General features: G+C 62.1%; 12 protein-coding genes. 5 read left to right on the top strand and 7 right to left on the bottom strand.

Annotation, left to right across the window (positions count from 1 at the left end):
* Nucleotides 1-3: 3 nt before the first annotated feature.
* Nucleotides 4-756: a YoaK family protein gene (locus ACOYNB_RS07985; protein WP_422838576.1), complete on the top strand. Its 753-nt coding sequence runs from the start codon at nucleotides 4-6 to the stop codon at nucleotides 754-756.
* Nucleotides 757-765: 9 nt separating this feature from the next.
* Nucleotides 766-1,614, top strand: coding sequence for a DODA-type extradiol aromatic ring-opening family dioxygenase (locus tag ACOYNB_RS07980; protein WP_422838575.1), 849 nt, complete (start codon nucleotides 766-768; stop codon nucleotides 1,612-1,614).
* Here the strand turns inward: ACOYNB_RS07980 and ACOYNB_RS07975 are convergent.
* The 7 genes from ACOYNB_RS07975 to ACOYNB_RS07945 form a co-directional block, all read right to left on the bottom strand.
* A complete protein-coding gene (locus ACOYNB_RS07975) occupies nucleotides 1,572-2,636 on the bottom strand; it encodes an adenosine deaminase (protein WP_422838574.1) in 1,065 nt (354 codons plus the stop codon). The genes ACOYNB_RS07980 and ACOYNB_RS07975 overlap by 43 nt on opposite strands.
* Before the next feature lie 100 nt (nucleotides 2,637-2,736).
* On the bottom strand, nucleotides 2,737-3,900 hold the full coding sequence (locus tag ACOYNB_RS07970; protein WP_422838573.1) for a BMP family ABC transporter substrate-binding protein: 1,164 nt from the start codon (nucleotides 3,898-3,900) through the stop codon (nucleotides 2,737-2,739).
* Between the two features lie 99 nt (nucleotides 3,901-3,999).
* Entirely contained in the window at nucleotides 4,000-4,938 is a 939-nt protein-coding gene (locus ACOYNB_RS07965) for an ABC transporter permease (RefSeq protein WP_422838572.1), read from the bottom strand.
* A 5-nt stretch (nucleotides 4,939-4,943) separates the two neighbouring features.
* Nucleotides 4,944-6,005, bottom strand: a complete 1,062-nt coding sequence (locus ACOYNB_RS07960; RefSeq protein ID WP_422838571.1) for an ABC transporter permease — start codon at nucleotides 6,003-6,005, stop codon at nucleotides 4,944-4,946.
* Complete coding sequence (locus tag ACOYNB_RS07955) at nucleotides 5,992-7,524, bottom strand: ABC transporter ATP-binding protein (RefSeq protein ID WP_422838570.1); 1,533 nt, start codon at nucleotides 7,522-7,524, stop codon at nucleotides 5,992-5,994. The genes ACOYNB_RS07960 and ACOYNB_RS07955 overlap by 14 nt, the downstream gene beginning before the upstream one ends.
* The gene (guaD, locus tag ACOYNB_RS07950) at nucleotides 7,521-8,915 is read right to left on the bottom strand and encodes a guanine deaminase (protein WP_422838569.1); all 1,395 of its coding nucleotides are present in this window, start codon (nucleotides 8,913-8,915) and stop codon (nucleotides 7,521-7,523) included. Before guaD ends, ACOYNB_RS07955 begins: the two co-directional genes overlap by 4 nt.
* Nucleotides 8,916-8,932: 17 nt before the next feature.
* Nucleotides 8,933-9,934 carry a LysR family transcriptional regulator gene (locus ACOYNB_RS07945; RefSeq protein ID WP_422838568.1) on the bottom strand — a complete coding sequence of 334 codons (1,002 nt, stop codon included), beginning with the start codon at nucleotides 9,932-9,934 and terminating at the stop codon, nucleotides 8,933-8,935.
* A gap of 118 nt (nucleotides 9,935-10,052) precedes the next feature.
* Here ACOYNB_RS07945 and xdhA point away from each other — a divergent pair, with 118 nt between their 5' ends.
* Genes xdhA through xdhC form a run of 3 tightly spaced genes read left to right on the top strand, consistent with a single transcriptional unit; the run spans nucleotide 10,053 to nucleotide 14,783 of the window.
* Entirely contained in the window at nucleotides 10,053-11,588 is a 1,536-nt protein-coding gene (xdhA, locus tag ACOYNB_RS07940) for a xanthine dehydrogenase small subunit (RefSeq protein WP_422838567.1), read from the top strand.
* 15 nt (nucleotides 11,589-11,603) lie between these two features.
* Nucleotides 11,604-13,913 carry a xanthine dehydrogenase molybdopterin binding subunit gene (xdhB, locus tag ACOYNB_RS07935; RefSeq protein WP_422838566.1) on the top strand — a complete coding sequence of 770 codons (2,310 nt, stop codon included), beginning with the start codon at nucleotides 11,604-11,606 and terminating at the stop codon, nucleotides 13,911-13,913.
* Between the two features lie 12 nt (nucleotides 13,914-13,925).
* Nucleotides 13,926-14,783, top strand: a complete 858-nt coding sequence (gene xdhC / locus ACOYNB_RS07930; RefSeq protein WP_422838565.1) for a xanthine dehydrogenase accessory protein XdhC — start codon at nucleotides 13,926-13,928, stop codon at nucleotides 14,781-14,783.
* The last annotated feature ends 28 nt before the right edge of the window (nucleotides 14,784-14,811 follow it).

Below are 14,811 nucleotides of genomic sequence, written 5' to 3'. Positions count from 1 at the left end.
TCCATGCCTGCATTTCTGATCATGCCTGTTGACTACCTCCGCACCCTTACGGCAACGGAGCGCTCTCGTCGGAGCAATGTGCATCTGGGCATTTTTCTGACCTTCAATGCGGGGGCCATCAACGCTGGCGGTTTTCTGGCCGTTAACGAGTACACCTCCCACATGACCGGAGTCGTGTCCACCATGGCCGACGAGTTGGCTTTAGGGCACATCGACATGGTGCTCGGTGCGCTGACGTCACTGATCGCGTTCGTGATCGGCGCTGCCACCTCGGCCATCATGATCAATTGGGCACGCAGGCGTCAGTCGCCTCACGAGTACTCGATGCCACTGCTGCTGGAGGCAGGCTTGCTGCTGGCGTTTGGCTTGCTAGGCGAATATCACCACGTGATCAGCACATCCATCGGACTCACCATTGCGGTGCTGAGCTTTCTGATGGGCCTGCAAAACGCGATGATCACCAAGGTGTCCAACGCCGAAATCCGCACGACCCATGTGACCGGCCTGATGACGGACATTGGCATCGAGTTAGGCAAGTTGTTCTATTGGAATCAGTCGCCCGATACGGTCAGCAAGCCTGCCGTGCGTGCCAATTTTGACAAACTGAAACTTCACAGCCTGCTCGTCACCACTTTTTTCCTGGGTGGCGTACTGGGCGCCTTGGGGTTCAAGCATGTGGGCTACATCGCCACGGTTCCCCCAGCCATCGCCTTGGCCATTTTGTCATCGATGACCTTTCTGCCCGAGCGTCGCTAGACTGGGCTGATGACTGCCGCCTACCCCACCCTATTTTTGTCTCATGGCTCGCCGATGATTGCGGTGGAGCCCGGTCCGGCCGGACACTTCTTGCAGCGATTGGGTCCTGCCATTGAGATGCAGTGGGGGTGTCCCAAGGCCATCGTCGTGATGTCACCGCACACCGCGACGCCAACACCTTATGTATTGGGCGCTGCACGCCACGACACCATTCACGACTTTGGTGGTTTTCCGGCAGCGTTGTACGAGATCCGCTACGACACGCCGGGTGAACCTCAACTCGCCAGCGAGATCCACCAGAAACTGGTCAACGGCGGCTTGCCCGCACGACTGACCTCACAGGGTGGTCTGGACCACGGCATCTGGACCTTGTTGATGCACATGTTCCCTGCTGCAGACATCCCGGTGGTGCCCTTGTCGTTGAACCCACGCGCCAAGCCCGCAGACATGCTCGCACTGGGTCAACTCTTGGCAGAACTTCGACAACAGGGGGTGCTGTTGATTGGTTCAGGCAGCCTGACGCACAACCTGCAGCGTTTCTTTCACCACCCCAGCCCTGTGGATGCACCGGAAGAAGCCGACTGCGCGGCCTTCCGGGCGTGGGTCCACGACAAGGCTCAAGCGGCTGACTGGCCTGCCCTGCTCGACTACCGTGCGCAAGCCCCTCACGCGTGGGCCATGCACCCGACGGACGAGCACTGGCTGGCGTTTTACTTTGCTGCCGGTGCCGCCACGTGCGACACCGACACCATCGGCCCGGCGACCAGCCTGCGCATCCACGACAGTGTCACGCATGGCCACCTGGCCATGGACGCTTACGCTTTCGGGGCCGAAGCCGCAAAGCTGGCGAATGTCTGATCCAGCTGGGCGATCCAGCCAGCCTTGACCGCGTCGCTCACGAAACTGGCTTCAAACGAGTTGCGGGCCAGGGTGTAGGCGTCCTGTGCGTTGATGTCCAGATCGGCCAGCAGCGCCAGGAAGTTCTGGTTCATGTAGCCGCCAAAGTAAGCGGGGTCGTCCGAGTTCACTGTCACGGCCAGGCCGTGCTGCAGCAAGGTCTTGAGGTTGTGATCCTTCATGGTCTTGAAGACGCACAACTTGATGTTGGACAGCGGGCAGACGGTCAGCGCCATGCGCTCGGCGGCCAGACGCTTGACCAGATCGGCATCCTCCAGGCAACGTACACCGTGGTCGATGCGCTCTACCTTCAGAATGTCGAGCGCATCGATGATGTACTGCGCCGGGCCCTCTTCGCCGGCGTGCGCCACCAGACGCAAACCCAGTTCCTTGCAGCGCGCAAACACGCGGGCGAACTTTTCAGGCGGATGGCCGCGCTCGCTGGAATCCAGGCCCACACCAATGAACAGATCGCGATAAGGCAGAGACTGCTCCAGCGTTTCGAATGCCGCTTCTTCGCTCAAATGACGCAAGAAGCACATGATCAGCTCGGAACTGATACCCATTTCCTCGCGGGCACGCACACACGCGCTGTGCAGACCTTTGATGACGACTTCAAACGGCACACCACGGTCAGTGTGGGTTTGAGGATCAAAGAACAGCTCGGCGTGAACGACGTTGTCTTCCTTCGCCTTGAGGAAATAGGCCCAAGCCATGTCATTAAAGTCCTGCTCTTTCAGCAGGACGGAAGCACCGGCGTAATAGATGTCCAGAAAGCTTTGCAGATCAGTGAAGGCGTACGCCTTGCGCAAGTCCTCGACCGTCGGATAACTCAGGGTCACACCATTGCGCTGCGCCAACGCGAAGATCAGCTCGGGCTCCAGCGAGCCTTCAATGTGCATATGCAACTCGGCCTTGGGCATGGCTTGCACCAGGGCGGGCAGTTGATCTCGGGAAATATGGGCGAAGGCGGACTGGCTCATGGGTGCGCTCTTTTTTAAAACAGAAATGAAAAGGGCTGCCCTGTCAGGGACAGCCCTTGAAGCATGACACAGGGCCGCGAATCATGCGACCCTCAGGTCTTTACTTGCCGGTGGGGATGGTACCTTCCACGCCCTTGACGTAGAAGTTGATGCCACCCAGGAACTTGTCATCAGCGACGGCATCCTTGGCCAGCACTTCCTTGCCGTCCTGACCGACGATGGGACCCTTCCAGATCACGAAGCTGCCATCCTTCAGGCCAGACTTGACGCCGTCAACCTTGGTCTTGACGTCAGCGGGCACCTTGTCAGAGATGGACACGAGGTCGATCGCACCCTCCTTGACACCCCACCACACGCCACCGGTCGTCCAGGTGCCTTCCAGGGCATCCTTGGTGGCCTTGATGTAGTACGGACCCCAGTTGATCACGCTGGAAGCCAGGTGCGACTTGGGACCGAACTTGCTCATGTCCGAGTCCCAGCCGAAAGCGTACTTGCCAGCCTTTTCGGCGGTTTGCAGCACGGCAGCGGAGTCGGTGTTCTGGAACAGCACGTCAGCGCCCTGGTTCAGCAGGCTTTGTGCGCCTTCGGTTTCCTTGGGAGGATCAAACCAGGCGTTCACCCAGACCACCTTGGTCTTGATCTTGGGGTTGACGCTTTGTGCGCCCAGGGTGAACGAGTTGATGTTGCGGATCACCTCAGGAATTGGGATCGAACCGACCACACCCAGGGTGTTGGACTTGGTCATCGAACCGGCGATCACGCCAGCCATGTAAGCGCCTTCGTAAGTACGGGCATCGTACGTACGCATGTTGGCGGCGGTCTTATAGCCAGTAGCGTGCTCGAACTTGACGTTCGGATTGTCAGCAGCGACCTTCAACATGGGTTCCATGTAGCCAAAGGTGGTACCGAACACCAGGGTGTTGCCTTGACCGACCAGGTCACGGATCACGCGCTCGGCTTCGGGGCCTTCAGGCACCTTCTCGACGAAGGTGGTCTTGATCTTGTCGCCGAATTCTTTTTCGAGCGCCAGACGACCCTTGTCGTGGGCAAAGGTCCAGCCTGCATCACCCACAGGGCCGACGTAGGCAAAAGCGATGTTCAGCGGGCCAGTGGCCTTGGCTGCGGCGGAAGCTGGCTCAGACGCAGCTGAAGCCGCGGCAGGCGCTTCTTCCTTCTTGCTGCAGCCCATCAGCGCAGCGGTGGCAGCCAGTGCAGCAAAACCACCCATCTTGAGCAAAGAACGCTTGGACAAAGGTGAGGTCATGTCATCTCCAGGGTTGAAAACTACTCAAACTCAACAACGGTTCAGAAAGGGACAAAGGCTTGCCGCTCCCACCGTCATGACAGCAAACATCATGCCGTGTCATGCACCAGGATGGAAGGGCTTACCCAAGGACGCAGGCATGTTGATGCGAATCCACGTCGGATTGCGCGAGATCAGCACCAGCACCACGATGGTGGCCAGATACGGCAGCATGGTCAGCACCTGACTGGGGATGGCCACGCCATTGCCTTGCAACTGGAACTGCAACATGGTCACGCCACCAAACAGGTAGGCCCCCAGCAACACCCGTGCGGGGCGCCAGGTTGCGAAGGTGGTCAGCGCCAGCGCGATCCAGCCCTTGCCGGCCACCATGCCTTCGACCCACATGGGCGTGTACACCACCGAGATATACGCCCCAGCCAGACCGCACAAGGCACCGCCCACCACCACAGCGAGCAATCGAATCGGTCGCACGGCATAGCCCAAAGCATGGGCTGATTCAGGGGACTCACCCACGGCACGCAGCACCAGACCGGCGCGCGATCGCATCAGGAACCAGGTCATGCCCAAAGCCAGCGCCATGGCGAGGTACACCAAGGGGTGATGACGGAACAAGGCGGGCCCCACAAAGGGGATGTCAGCCAGCACCGGAATGGCAAAGTGCGCGCGCTCACCCAGGTGCTCCTGTGTGAAGGTGATGCCCACGAAGGCACTGAGCCCAGATCCAAACAGGCTCAGTGCCAGCCCGGTCGCGTACTGATTGGTGTTGAGCCAGATGACCAGCACGCCAAACACGGCAGCCATGGCTGCACCCGCCGCCGCACCGGCCGCAAACGCCAGCCAGTCACTGCCGGTGGTCACACCGGTGGCGAAGCCTGCAATGGCAGCCACCAGCATCATGCCTTCGGCGCCCAGGTTCAACACCCCGGCGCGCTCGTTGATCAACAGGCCCAAGGCGGCCAGCGCCACCACGGTGCCAGCACTCAGGGTCGCGGCGATCAACAGCGCCAGCGAGTCTGCGGAGATGAAAGCGCTCACGTCCATCATTTCGCTCCCACCCAGCGCAGACGTTGATGAATGAAGGTGTCACTGGCGAGCAGTGCGAACAGCAGCAAGCCTTGGAACACGCCGGTGATGGCCTTCGGCAGACCCAGACGCGATTGCGCCAACTCACCACCGATGAAGAACATGCTCATGAGCACCGACGAGAAGACGATGCCGATGGGATTGAGTCGGCCCACAAACGCCACGATGATGGCGGCAAAGCCGTAGCCCATGGGCACATACGGCGTGAGTTGCCCTTGCGGCCCGGCCACGTCCAGCGCACCGGCCAAGCCGGCCATGCCACCGGACAACAGCAGCGCAGTCCACAACGCCTTGCGAGACGAAAAGCCTGCGTAACGCGCAGCGTGCGGTGCTTGCCCACCCACCTGCAACTGGAAGCCCCCATAAGTGCGGAACAGGAAGATGGCGAAGGCCGCCACGCTGACCAGCGCCAGCACCAAGCCAATGTTCAGACGCAGTCCGGTGAACAACTTGGGCACGCGGGCCGCATCCAGAAAGGTGATGGTTTGAGGGAAGTTGTAGCCTGCAGGGTCCTTCCAAGGACCGTAGACGAGGTAGCTCAAGGTCATCTCGGCCACGTAGACCAGCATCAGGCTCACCAGAATCTCATTGGCGTGGAACTGGTCTCGCAAGAAGGCCACGATGCCCGCCCAGACCATGCCGCCCAAGACCCCAGCAGCCAACACGGCGGCCACGAATCCATGCCCGGACTCAGGCGTTGCTTGCATGGCCACACCACCCGCAAAGATGGCGCCCATGACGAACTGCCCTTCGGCACCGATGTTCCACAAGTTGGCGCGGAAACACACGGCCAGCCCCAGTGCAATGAGGATCAGAGGCGTGGCCTTCAGACTCAGCTCGGACAACGCGTATCCGCCGCGCAGAGGCTCGACGAAAAACATGCGCAAGCCCGCCAAGGGATCCTTGCCCAATGCCGCAAACAGCACGACACCCACGAAGATGGTGATCGCCAGCGCAATCAGCGGCGACGCCAGCGTCAGGACCCTGGATGGCGCGGGACGTGGTTCAAGCTTGAACATGTGCGCCTCCTGTCTGCGTGGCAGGACGCGACCACAAGCCGCTCATCCATGCACCGATTTGCTCCACCGTGGCTTCGCCCACCGGGACGCTGGGTGACAACTGGCCTTGGGCCATCACCATCAGTCGGTCACTGACTTCAAACAATTCTTCCAACTCCTCGCTGACCACGAGCACCGCGCAACCGGCATCGCGCAACTTCAACAACTCGCCACGGATCTGCGCAGCAGCACCAACGTCGACCCCCCAGGTGGGTTGCGACACCAGCAACACCTTGGGTTCGGCCGAGATCTCGCGGCCCATGATGAACTTTTGCAGGTTGCCGCCCGACAGGCTGCGGGCCAGTGCATGGGGCCCACCCGCCTTGACGTTGAAGCGCTCGATGAGGGCTTCGGCCATGCCCACCACGCCCTTCATGCGCAGCCACCCCCCCTTGCCCACCGCATCGGTGCGTGTCAGCAAGGTGTTCTGGGCCAAAGACATGATGGGGACGGCGCCACGGCCCAAACGCTCTTCCGGCACGCTGTGCAGACCCAGGCGACGGCGCTCACCTGGCGTTGACGCACTGATGTCCTTGCCGAACAGATGCACGGAGCCGGGCTTGGCGCGGGGGTCCTCACCACTGAGAACAGCCATCAACGCTTGCTGACCGTTGCCGGACACACCCGCGATCCCCAGGATTTCACCGGCGCGCAGTTCAAAGGCCACACCTTTGAGGTCCACACCAAAGGGGTTGTTGCGGGCCACGTCCAGGTTACGTACGGACAAGGCAACTGCTCCCAGCACGGGTGCGGCGCGATGCAACTCGGGCGGCTCGGCACCAATCATCAGGCGCGACAAACTGGCGTTGGTCTCTTGGGTCGGGTCGACTTCACCCGTCACCTTTCCGCCGCGCATCACGGTGCAGTGGTGGCACAGCGCGCGAATTTCATCGAGCTTGTGACTGATGTACAGGATCGCGCAACCCTTCTCTGCCAGATGGCGAAGGGTCACAAACAAGCGCCCCACGGCCTGAGGCGTCAGGACAGAGGTCGGTTCGTCCAGAATCAGCAACTGCGGATTGGTCAGCAAGGCGCGGACGATTTCCACGCGCTGACGCTCGCCCACGGTCAGATCGTGCACCGAGCGCTCGGGATCAATGTCCAAACCGTATTCGCCAGCGACTTCCCGAATGCGCGCCGTGACCTCCGCCAGAGGCATGGACTTGTCCAGCCCCAGCCACACGTTCTCGGCCACGGTCAGCGTGTCAAACAGCGAGAAGTGCTGAAACACCATGCTGATGCCCAGCGCGCGCGCTTCTTGGGGCGATTTGATGCGGACAGCCTGACCGTTGAAGAGGATTTCGCCTTCATCGGGCTTGACGGCACCAAAGATGATTTTCATCAGCGTGGACTTGCCAGCGCCGTTTTCACCCAGGACAGCATGGATTTCACCGGGTCGAACCTTGAGGTTGACCGAGTCATTGGCTCGTACGCTGGGGTACTGCTTGGTGATGCCGCGAAGTTCTAATCGGTAGCTCATGCGGGCAGGTGTTTGAAAGTGGAATTCGGAATGGGGTCAGATGGGGTGCCCGATTGGAACACTTTTTGCCCCCCAACAAGGGTTTGCACCAAGTTTCGTTCGTCACCCAGGGTCATCCAGACGAAAACTCGCTCGTGCAGTTGGCCGCCCGTGTGACGGCAGACGGCATCCCGGTGCTCGGCCACAGCGCCGCGAGCCCAGTCCCACACCGTCAGGTCCGCCATGTGGCCGGGCTCAATCAGCCCCATCTCGTCACCGAGACCCAAGGCTTGTGCGGCACCCGTGGTGGCGGTGTGCAGGGCCTTCCACGCTGTGAGCTTGGTGCCTTGCAAGGCCTGGATCTTGTAGGCGTCTCCCATGTTGCGCAGCATCGAGAGGCTGGTGCCGCCACCCACATCGCTCGACAAGCTGACGTTCAAGCCCTCTTGCTGCGCCTGCGCCCAATTGAACAACCCGCTCCCCAGGAACAGGTTGGACGAGGGGCAATGGGAAATCTGTGCACCGCGCTCTTTGATGACGGCGCGATCGGTCTCATCCAGCCAGATGCCATGGGCCAGCACCGCACGCGGCCCCAACAGGCCATCCTGGTCGTAGACATCCAGATAGCTGCGGGCATCCGGGAACAACTTTGCCACCCAGGCCACCTCATCGCGGTTTTCGGCCACGTGGGTTTGCATATAGGTGCCGGCATAGGTCTGACACAGCCTGCCGGCCATCGCAAGCTGCTCAGGGGTGCTGGTGGGGGCAAAGCGCACCGTCACGGCGAAGGACTGTCGGCCCACACCGTGCCATCGGTCAATCAAGTCAATGCAGTCACGTTCGGCCCCAGCCACATCGTCTCGCAAGCCATCGGGGGCATGGCGGTCCATGAGCACCTTGCCGGTGATCAGTCGCATGTTGTGCGCATGGCCAACCTCGAACAGCGCTTCGGCGCTCACTTTGTGTACCGTTGGAAACACCACCGCACTGGTGGTGCCGTGGGCCCACAAAGCCCGCAAAAAGCGCTGCGCGCCGACACGGGACACCTCGGGATCGGCATAGCGACGCTCAGCCGGGAAGGTGTAGGTGTTCAACCAGTCCAGCAGTTCGGTGCCAAAGCTGGCGATCACGTCCAGTTGCGGGCAATGCACATGGGTATCGATGAAACCCGGCAGGATCAGACGCCCCCGTTGGTCATCGACCGCTACCGATTCCCATCCGAACGGCACACCAGCCGTCGCAGGTACCACCGCTTCAATCTTGCCCCCTTCGATGCAGACCAGATGATCAGGGCGCCAGCGCACCCCTTGCGCCTGATCCGGCGAAGCAAAGCCTGGATCGGCGGTGAAATCCAGCAGGTCACCACGCAGGATGCTGCGCGCACTGGTGGGTTGGGAGCCGGTTTGAGTCATGTTGTCGTGAAAACAGTTCAGCAAGGCTCGCAGGCCGGCTCGGGCGTGCGCGCACTGCTTTTGATTTGATCCAGATTGCGGGCCACGTCACGCACCTGCTCTCTCAACCAACGGGAGGCAGCCGAGCGGTGGGTCAGATCGTGCCAGAGCTGATAGTAGTTCATGGCCGGGTAGCTGACCGGGCACTTCAATATCTTGACGTCAAGCTGGTTGACAAATCGTTCGCAGAAGCGCCGCCCGGTGGTCAGCACCAACAAAGATCCTGCCACCATATAAGGCAGTTGGGCAAAGTGAGGGTGCCGCACCACCACCTGACGCTGCATCCCCTGGCGAGCCAAGTAGTCGTCGATCACACCCGGGGCGCCGGGGTGCAGAGGCGGCGGCGCAATGTGTTCAGCCTGGAGGTATTGCTCCACGCTCCAGGCACGTTTGCCGTCTTTGGGCAAGCGGGCCGCCGGATGTTTGGTGGACACCAGGCACACCACCTCGTCACTGATCAATCGGCCCAGGTGCAGCTCTCCGGAGGGCTCCAGCCAGTTGCCGATCACCAGGTCCACCTCCCCGCGGGCGAGGCTTTGACGGTAGTCCATCTCGGCGTTGAGCTGAAGCACCTCGACCTTGCAAGACGGCGCCTTCTGACGCAGGCGCAAGGTCAGCTCGGGCAAGAAAAACGGATCCAGATAGTCTGTGGAGGCGATGCGGAAGGTGTGTGTGGTGGTGGCGGGGTCGAAATCTCGCACCACGCTGCGGTGCCCGAACATGCTGCGTGCGTGATGCAGGATGGCTGACGCCGGCTCCAGCAGGTCCAAGGCCACATTGGTGGGTGCCATGCCCTGCCCGCTGCGCACCAGCAATGGGTCACCCGTGAGCTCACGCAACCGCTTCAGCTGGGCGCTGACGGCTGGTTGGGTGGTTTGCAGCCGCATGGCTGCTCGGGACACACTGCTCTCGGTGATCACGGTATGCAAGACACGAATCAGGGATAGATCAATCTTGTCGAAAAGCGCCTGCTTGGTCATACAGGTTTTCTTATCTCTGTTATGGTGAAGTTCATATAGCGAGAGCCGTGCCAGCGATTACCCTCGAAACGAAAAATCCTTGTTTCATCGTGCGTTGCACAACCCTGGAGATCTTTGGATGAGTGCCCCCAACGCCTCTCAACCCTCACGCCCGATCCGCTTTGTTCACCGCGGGCAGGTGCAAGAGGTCAGCGGTGTTCCCGCCACCACCACCGTCTTGCAATGGCTGCGCGAAGCCATGCACTGCACCGGCACCAAAGAAGGGTGCGCCGAGGGCGACTGTGGTGCGTGCACCGTCGTGGTGGGTGAATGCGACGCGCAGGGGCAATGGCAGCAACGCACGGTCAACTCGTGCATCCAACTGCTCCCAACGCTGGATGGCAAAGCCCTCTTGACTGTGGAAGACGTGCCCCAGGCCTCTGGCGGCCAACTGCACCCTTGTCAAGATGCACTGGTGCAATGCCACGGCTCGCAATGCGGCTTCTGCACGCCGGGCTTCGTGATGTCGCTTTGGCACTTGTACGAGACGCACGAACAGCCGCCATCACGCGGTGACATGGCTGACGCACTGGCTGGCAATCTGTGCCGCTGCACGGGATACCGTCCCATCGTGGACGCGGGCCAGCAAATGTTCGAAGCGCCTCGCGTCGCCTTCGATCCGGCGCCTTTGCTGCAAGCGCTGGCAACGCTGACAACCCAATCGGATCTGGTCTACGAAGGCCCCGATCCGGCCCAACCCGGCCAAACGACCCGTTTCTACGCGCCAACCACGCTGGAAGCTTTGGCGCGCTTGCGCGCCGACCTACCCCAAGCCCGACTGCTGGCTGGTGGCACCGACATTGGCCTCTGGGTCACCAAACAGTTCCGCGCCTTGGGCGATGTCATTTACCTGGGGGGCGTGGCGGCGCTGCAAACCATCCAGACGGTTCAGGATGCCAGCGGGCAAACCGTTGCCCTGGAAGTAGGCGCAGGCGTGACGCTGGAAGATGCCTGGTCTACCCTGGCCGCGCAAGTTCCGGCCTTGCGCGAGTTGTGGTTGCGGTTTGCCTCGCCGCCGGTGCGCCATGCCGGCACGCTGGCAGGCAACCTGGCCAATGGATCGCCTATTGGCGACAGCGCCCCCATCCTGCTCGCCCTGGGTGCTTCGTTGGTATTGCGCCGGGGCGAAGCCGAACGCGTGCTGCCGCTGGACCACTTCTACCTCGACTACATGCGCAGCGATTTGCAGCCCGGCGAGTGGGTGCAAAGCGTACGCCTCCCCCTGCCCACCGCGACACCTGGCACCGTGATGCGTGCCTACAAGCTGTCCAAGCGACGTGACAGTGACATTTCCGCCGTGTGCGCAGGCTTCCATATCCGCATGGAGGGTGACACGATTGTCGAGGCTCGCCTGGGCTGGGGGGGCATGGCCGCCACTGCCAAACGCGCCAGCCACACTGAGGCTGCCCTGCTGGGACGCCCCTGGAACGACAGCACCTTGCAGGCCGCCCGCGCCGCCTTGTCCCAAGACTTTCAGCCCATGACCGATCTGCGCGCCACCCAGGACTACCGTCTGCGCACCGCACGCAACCTGTTGACCCGGTTTTACCTGGAGACCCGCCCTCTTGACCCACTCAGCGCCGACCGGACCCAAATCTGGCCCGCACACGTTTGATTCAGGATGCACGGCATGAACACCCACACCGACGCTGGCAAGCCTCACGCCCACGAATCGGCCCGACAGCATGTCACGGGCAAGGCGCCCTACATTGACGACATTCCCGAACTGGCCGGGACCCTGCATGCGGCCATCGGGCTGTCACCCGTTGCACACGGCCGATTGTTGAGCATCGACGTGGCGGGGCTACGTGCTCTGCCGGGCGTGGTGGCCGTGCTGACAGCCGCCGACATCCCCGGCCTGAACGACTGCGGCGCCCTCGTTCATGATGACCCCATTTTGGCCAGCGACACCGTGCGCTACGTGGGCCAACCCCTGTTTGTGGTGCTGTCTTCACAGCGCGAACTGGCTCGCCGGGCCGCCGCCCGCGCGAAGGACTTCGTGCGCATCGAGCCCCTGCCCGCCCTGCTGACACCCGATGCAGCCCATGCCGCGCAGCAGTACGTCGTGCCCCCCATGCACCTGCAACGCGGTGATGTGGCCCAGGCCATGGCACAGGCTCCGTCTACCCTGCGCGGCCACTTCCGCAATGGCGGGCAAGAACACTTCTATCTGGAAAGCCACATCGCCTACGCCATTCCCGGCGAAAGCGATGGCCTGCTGGTCCACAGCTCCACCCAGCACCCCAGCGAAATGCAGCACGCCGTGGCGCACATGCTGGGCTTGCACGCCCATCAGGTGCAAGTCACCTGCCGACGCATGGGCGGGGGGTTTGGCGGCAAGGAATCGCAATCTGCCGTGTTCGCCTGCATCGCCGCACTGGGCGCGCACCTGCTGCAGCGCCCCGTGAAAATGCGCCCAGACCGCGACGATGACATCCTCATCACCGGCCGGCGTCATGGCTTTCAGCATGATTACGAGGTGGCGCATGATGCCGATGGCCACATCCTCGCCGCAAAAGTCGAGATGCTGTCGAACGCCGGACATTCGGCCGATCTGTCTGCCCCTGTGATGACCCGGGCCATCTGCCACTTCGACAACGCCTACTGGTTGCCGAATGTGGACTTGACGGGCTACTGCGCCCGTACCAACACTCAAAGCAACACGGCCTTCCGTGGGTTTGGCGGCCCGCAGGGCGCACTGCTGATCGAGCACATCCTGGATGCGGTCGCCCGCAAGGTGGGCAAAGATCCGCTCGATGTCCGCCTGGCCAACCTGTACGGGGAGGGCGAGCGCAATGTGACGCCCTACGGTCAGACCGTGAGCGACAACGTGCTGCATCCGCTGATCGACGAACTGGTGCACAGCAGTGACTACCGCGCCCGCCGCGAAGCCATCACCAACTTCAATGCCAGCAGCCCGGTGCTGAAAAAGGGGCTGGCGCTGACGCCAGTCAAGTTCGGCATCTCGTTCAACGTGGTGCACCTGAACCAGGCCGGCGCGCTGGTTCACGTCTACAGCGATGGCAGCGTGCTGGTCAACCACGGCGGCACCGAAATGGGCCAGGGCCTCAACACCAAGGTGGCCCAGATGGTGGCGCACACGCTGGGCATCAGCCTGTCGCGCGTGCGGGTCACGGCCACCGACACCAGCAAGATCGCCAACACATCGGCCACGGCCGCCTCAACAGGCTCGGACCTCAATGGCAAGGCCGCCGCCGATGCTGCACGTCAAATCTACGAGCGACTGGTCAACCGCACCGCCACGCGTCTGAATCTGCCCACTGATCAAGTCCGCATCGTCAACGATGCCGTGCAGGCCGGCGAGCAAACCTTGTCCTTTGAAGACGTGGTGCGCGACGCTTACATGAACCGCATTCAGTTGTGGTCAGACGGCTTCTACGCCACGCCCGGGCTGAGCTGGGATCGGCAAACCATGCAGGGTCGCCCCTTTTTCTACTACGCCTATGGCGCAGCGGTCAGTGAGGTATTGGTGGACACGCTGACCGGCGAATCGCGTGTGCTGCGCGCCGATGTGCTGCACGATGTGGGGCAATCCATCAACCCGGCGCTGGACAAAGGCCAGGTCGAAGGCGCGTACGTGCAAGGCATGGGTTGGCTGACCAGTGAAGAGCTGTGGTGGCATCCGCAAACGGGCAAGCTGATGACGCACGCACCGTCCACCTACAAGATCCCCACGGCCAACGACTGCCCGCCGGATTTCCGTGTGAACCTGTTTGCCAACCGCAACCCGGAAGACACCATCTACCGCTCCAAAGCGGTGGGCGAGCCGCCCTTGCTCCTAGGCTTCTCGGTGTTCTTTGCCATTCGGGACGCGGTGGCCAGCCTCGGTGCCCCCGGCGCCGTGCCAACATTGCATGCGCCAGCCACGCCCGAAGCCATTCTGGACGCTGTGGAAGCCATGCAAGCCACCCGCGCCTGAGAGGCTCCGCCCATGAGCAGTTTGATGGCACGTCACCTGCAACACACCGCCCAGCAATGGCTACAGGACCGGCGACCGGCCCTGATCGTGAGCGTGGATGCCATTCAGGGGTCCACGCCGCGTGAGGTCGGTGCGCGCATGCTGGTGTCGCCTGAGCAGGTAACGGGCACAATTGGCGGAGGTCATCTGGAATGGCAGGCGCTGGATCTGGCACGGCAAGCCTTGGCCAAGGCTGAAGGGCATCTGCCTAGCCAAGCCTGGACCCACACCTATGCATTGGGCCCCAGTCTGGGCCAGTGCTGCGGCGGCGTGGTCACCGCGCGCTTTGACCCCCTCACGGCGGACAGCCTGGAAGCATGGTCCCTGCCCCCGGCACGCTTTCATCTGGAGTTGCATGGTGCCGGTCATGTGGGGCAAGCCATCGTGCGCCTGCTGGCCGACATCGACTGCACGGTACGCTGGATCGACGAACGACTGGACGACACCGGACTGGCGAGCGAGCAACCAGGCTTGCCATCGCCTGAGATGCTCGCCGCGCTGCCACCGCACATCCAGTGGTTGCCCACCGATTCTGCCGCCCACGAGGTGGCCGATGCACCACCGAACGCCTGCCATTTGGTGCTCACCCACAGCCATGACCTGGACCTGCGCATCATCACTACCGTGTTGCGGCGCGGCGACTTTGCCTATGCCGGACTGATTGGCTCGCAGACCAAGCGCGCGCGCTTTCTGCATCGACTGGAAGACGCCGGCATCGGCGCGGACGTTCTGTCGCGTCTGACCTGCCCCATCGGGCTTCCCGGCATCACCGGCAAGGAGCCTGCCGTCATGGCAATTGCCATCGTCGGCCAACTTCTCAGCCTGCGTTAAATCTGCCACCTTCCTGCCCTACACTGGC

Source organism: Aquabacterium sp. (assembly GCF_049317225.1).
Taxonomy (GTDB): domain Bacteria; phylum Pseudomonadota; class Gammaproteobacteria; order Burkholderiales; family Burkholderiaceae_C; genus Aquabacterium.
This window is presented reverse-complemented; position numbering and strand designations above follow the sequence as displayed.

Excerpts from the sequence above, each read along its gene's own strand:
- xdhC (WP_422838565.1), top strand. The coding sequence starts at position 13,926 with ATGAGCAGTTTGATGGCACGTCACCTGCAACACACCGCCCAGCAATGG.
- ACOYNB_RS07970 (WP_422838573.1), bottom strand. The coding sequence starts at position 3,900 with ATGACCTCACCTTTGTCCAAGCGTTCTTTGCTCAAGATGGGTGGTTTT.
- ACOYNB_RS07960 (WP_422838571.1), bottom strand. The coding sequence starts at position 6,005 with ATGTTCAAGCTTGAACCACGTCCCGCGCCATCCAGGGTCCTGACGCTG.
- ACOYNB_RS07945 (WP_422838568.1), bottom strand. The coding sequence starts at position 9,934 with ATGACCAAGCAGGCGCTTTTCGACAAGATTGATCTATCCCTGATTCGT.
- guaD (WP_422838569.1), bottom strand. The coding sequence starts at position 8,915 with ATGACTCAAACCGGCTCCCAACCCACCAGTGCGCGCAGCATCCTGCGT.
- ACOYNB_RS07985 (WP_422838576.1), top strand. The coding sequence starts at position 4 with ATGCCTGCATTTCTGATCATGCCTGTTGACTACCTCCGCACCCTTACG.
- xdhA (WP_422838567.1), top strand. The coding sequence starts at position 10,053 with ATGAGTGCCCCCAACGCCTCTCAACCCTCACGCCCGATCCGCTTTGTT.
- xdhB (WP_422838566.1), top strand. The coding sequence starts at position 11,604 with ATGAACACCCACACCGACGCTGGCAAGCCTCACGCCCACGAATCGGCC.
- ACOYNB_RS07955 (WP_422838570.1), bottom strand. The coding sequence starts at position 7,524 with ATGAGCTACCGATTAGAACTTCGCGGCATCACCAAGCAGTACCCCAGC.
- ACOYNB_RS07980 (WP_422838575.1), top strand. The coding sequence starts at position 766 with ATGACTGCCGCCTACCCCACCCTATTTTTGTCTCATGGCTCGCCGATG.
- ACOYNB_RS07975 (WP_422838574.1), bottom strand. The coding sequence starts at position 2,636 with ATGAGCCAGTCCGCCTTCGCCCATATTTCCCGAGATCAACTGCCCGCC.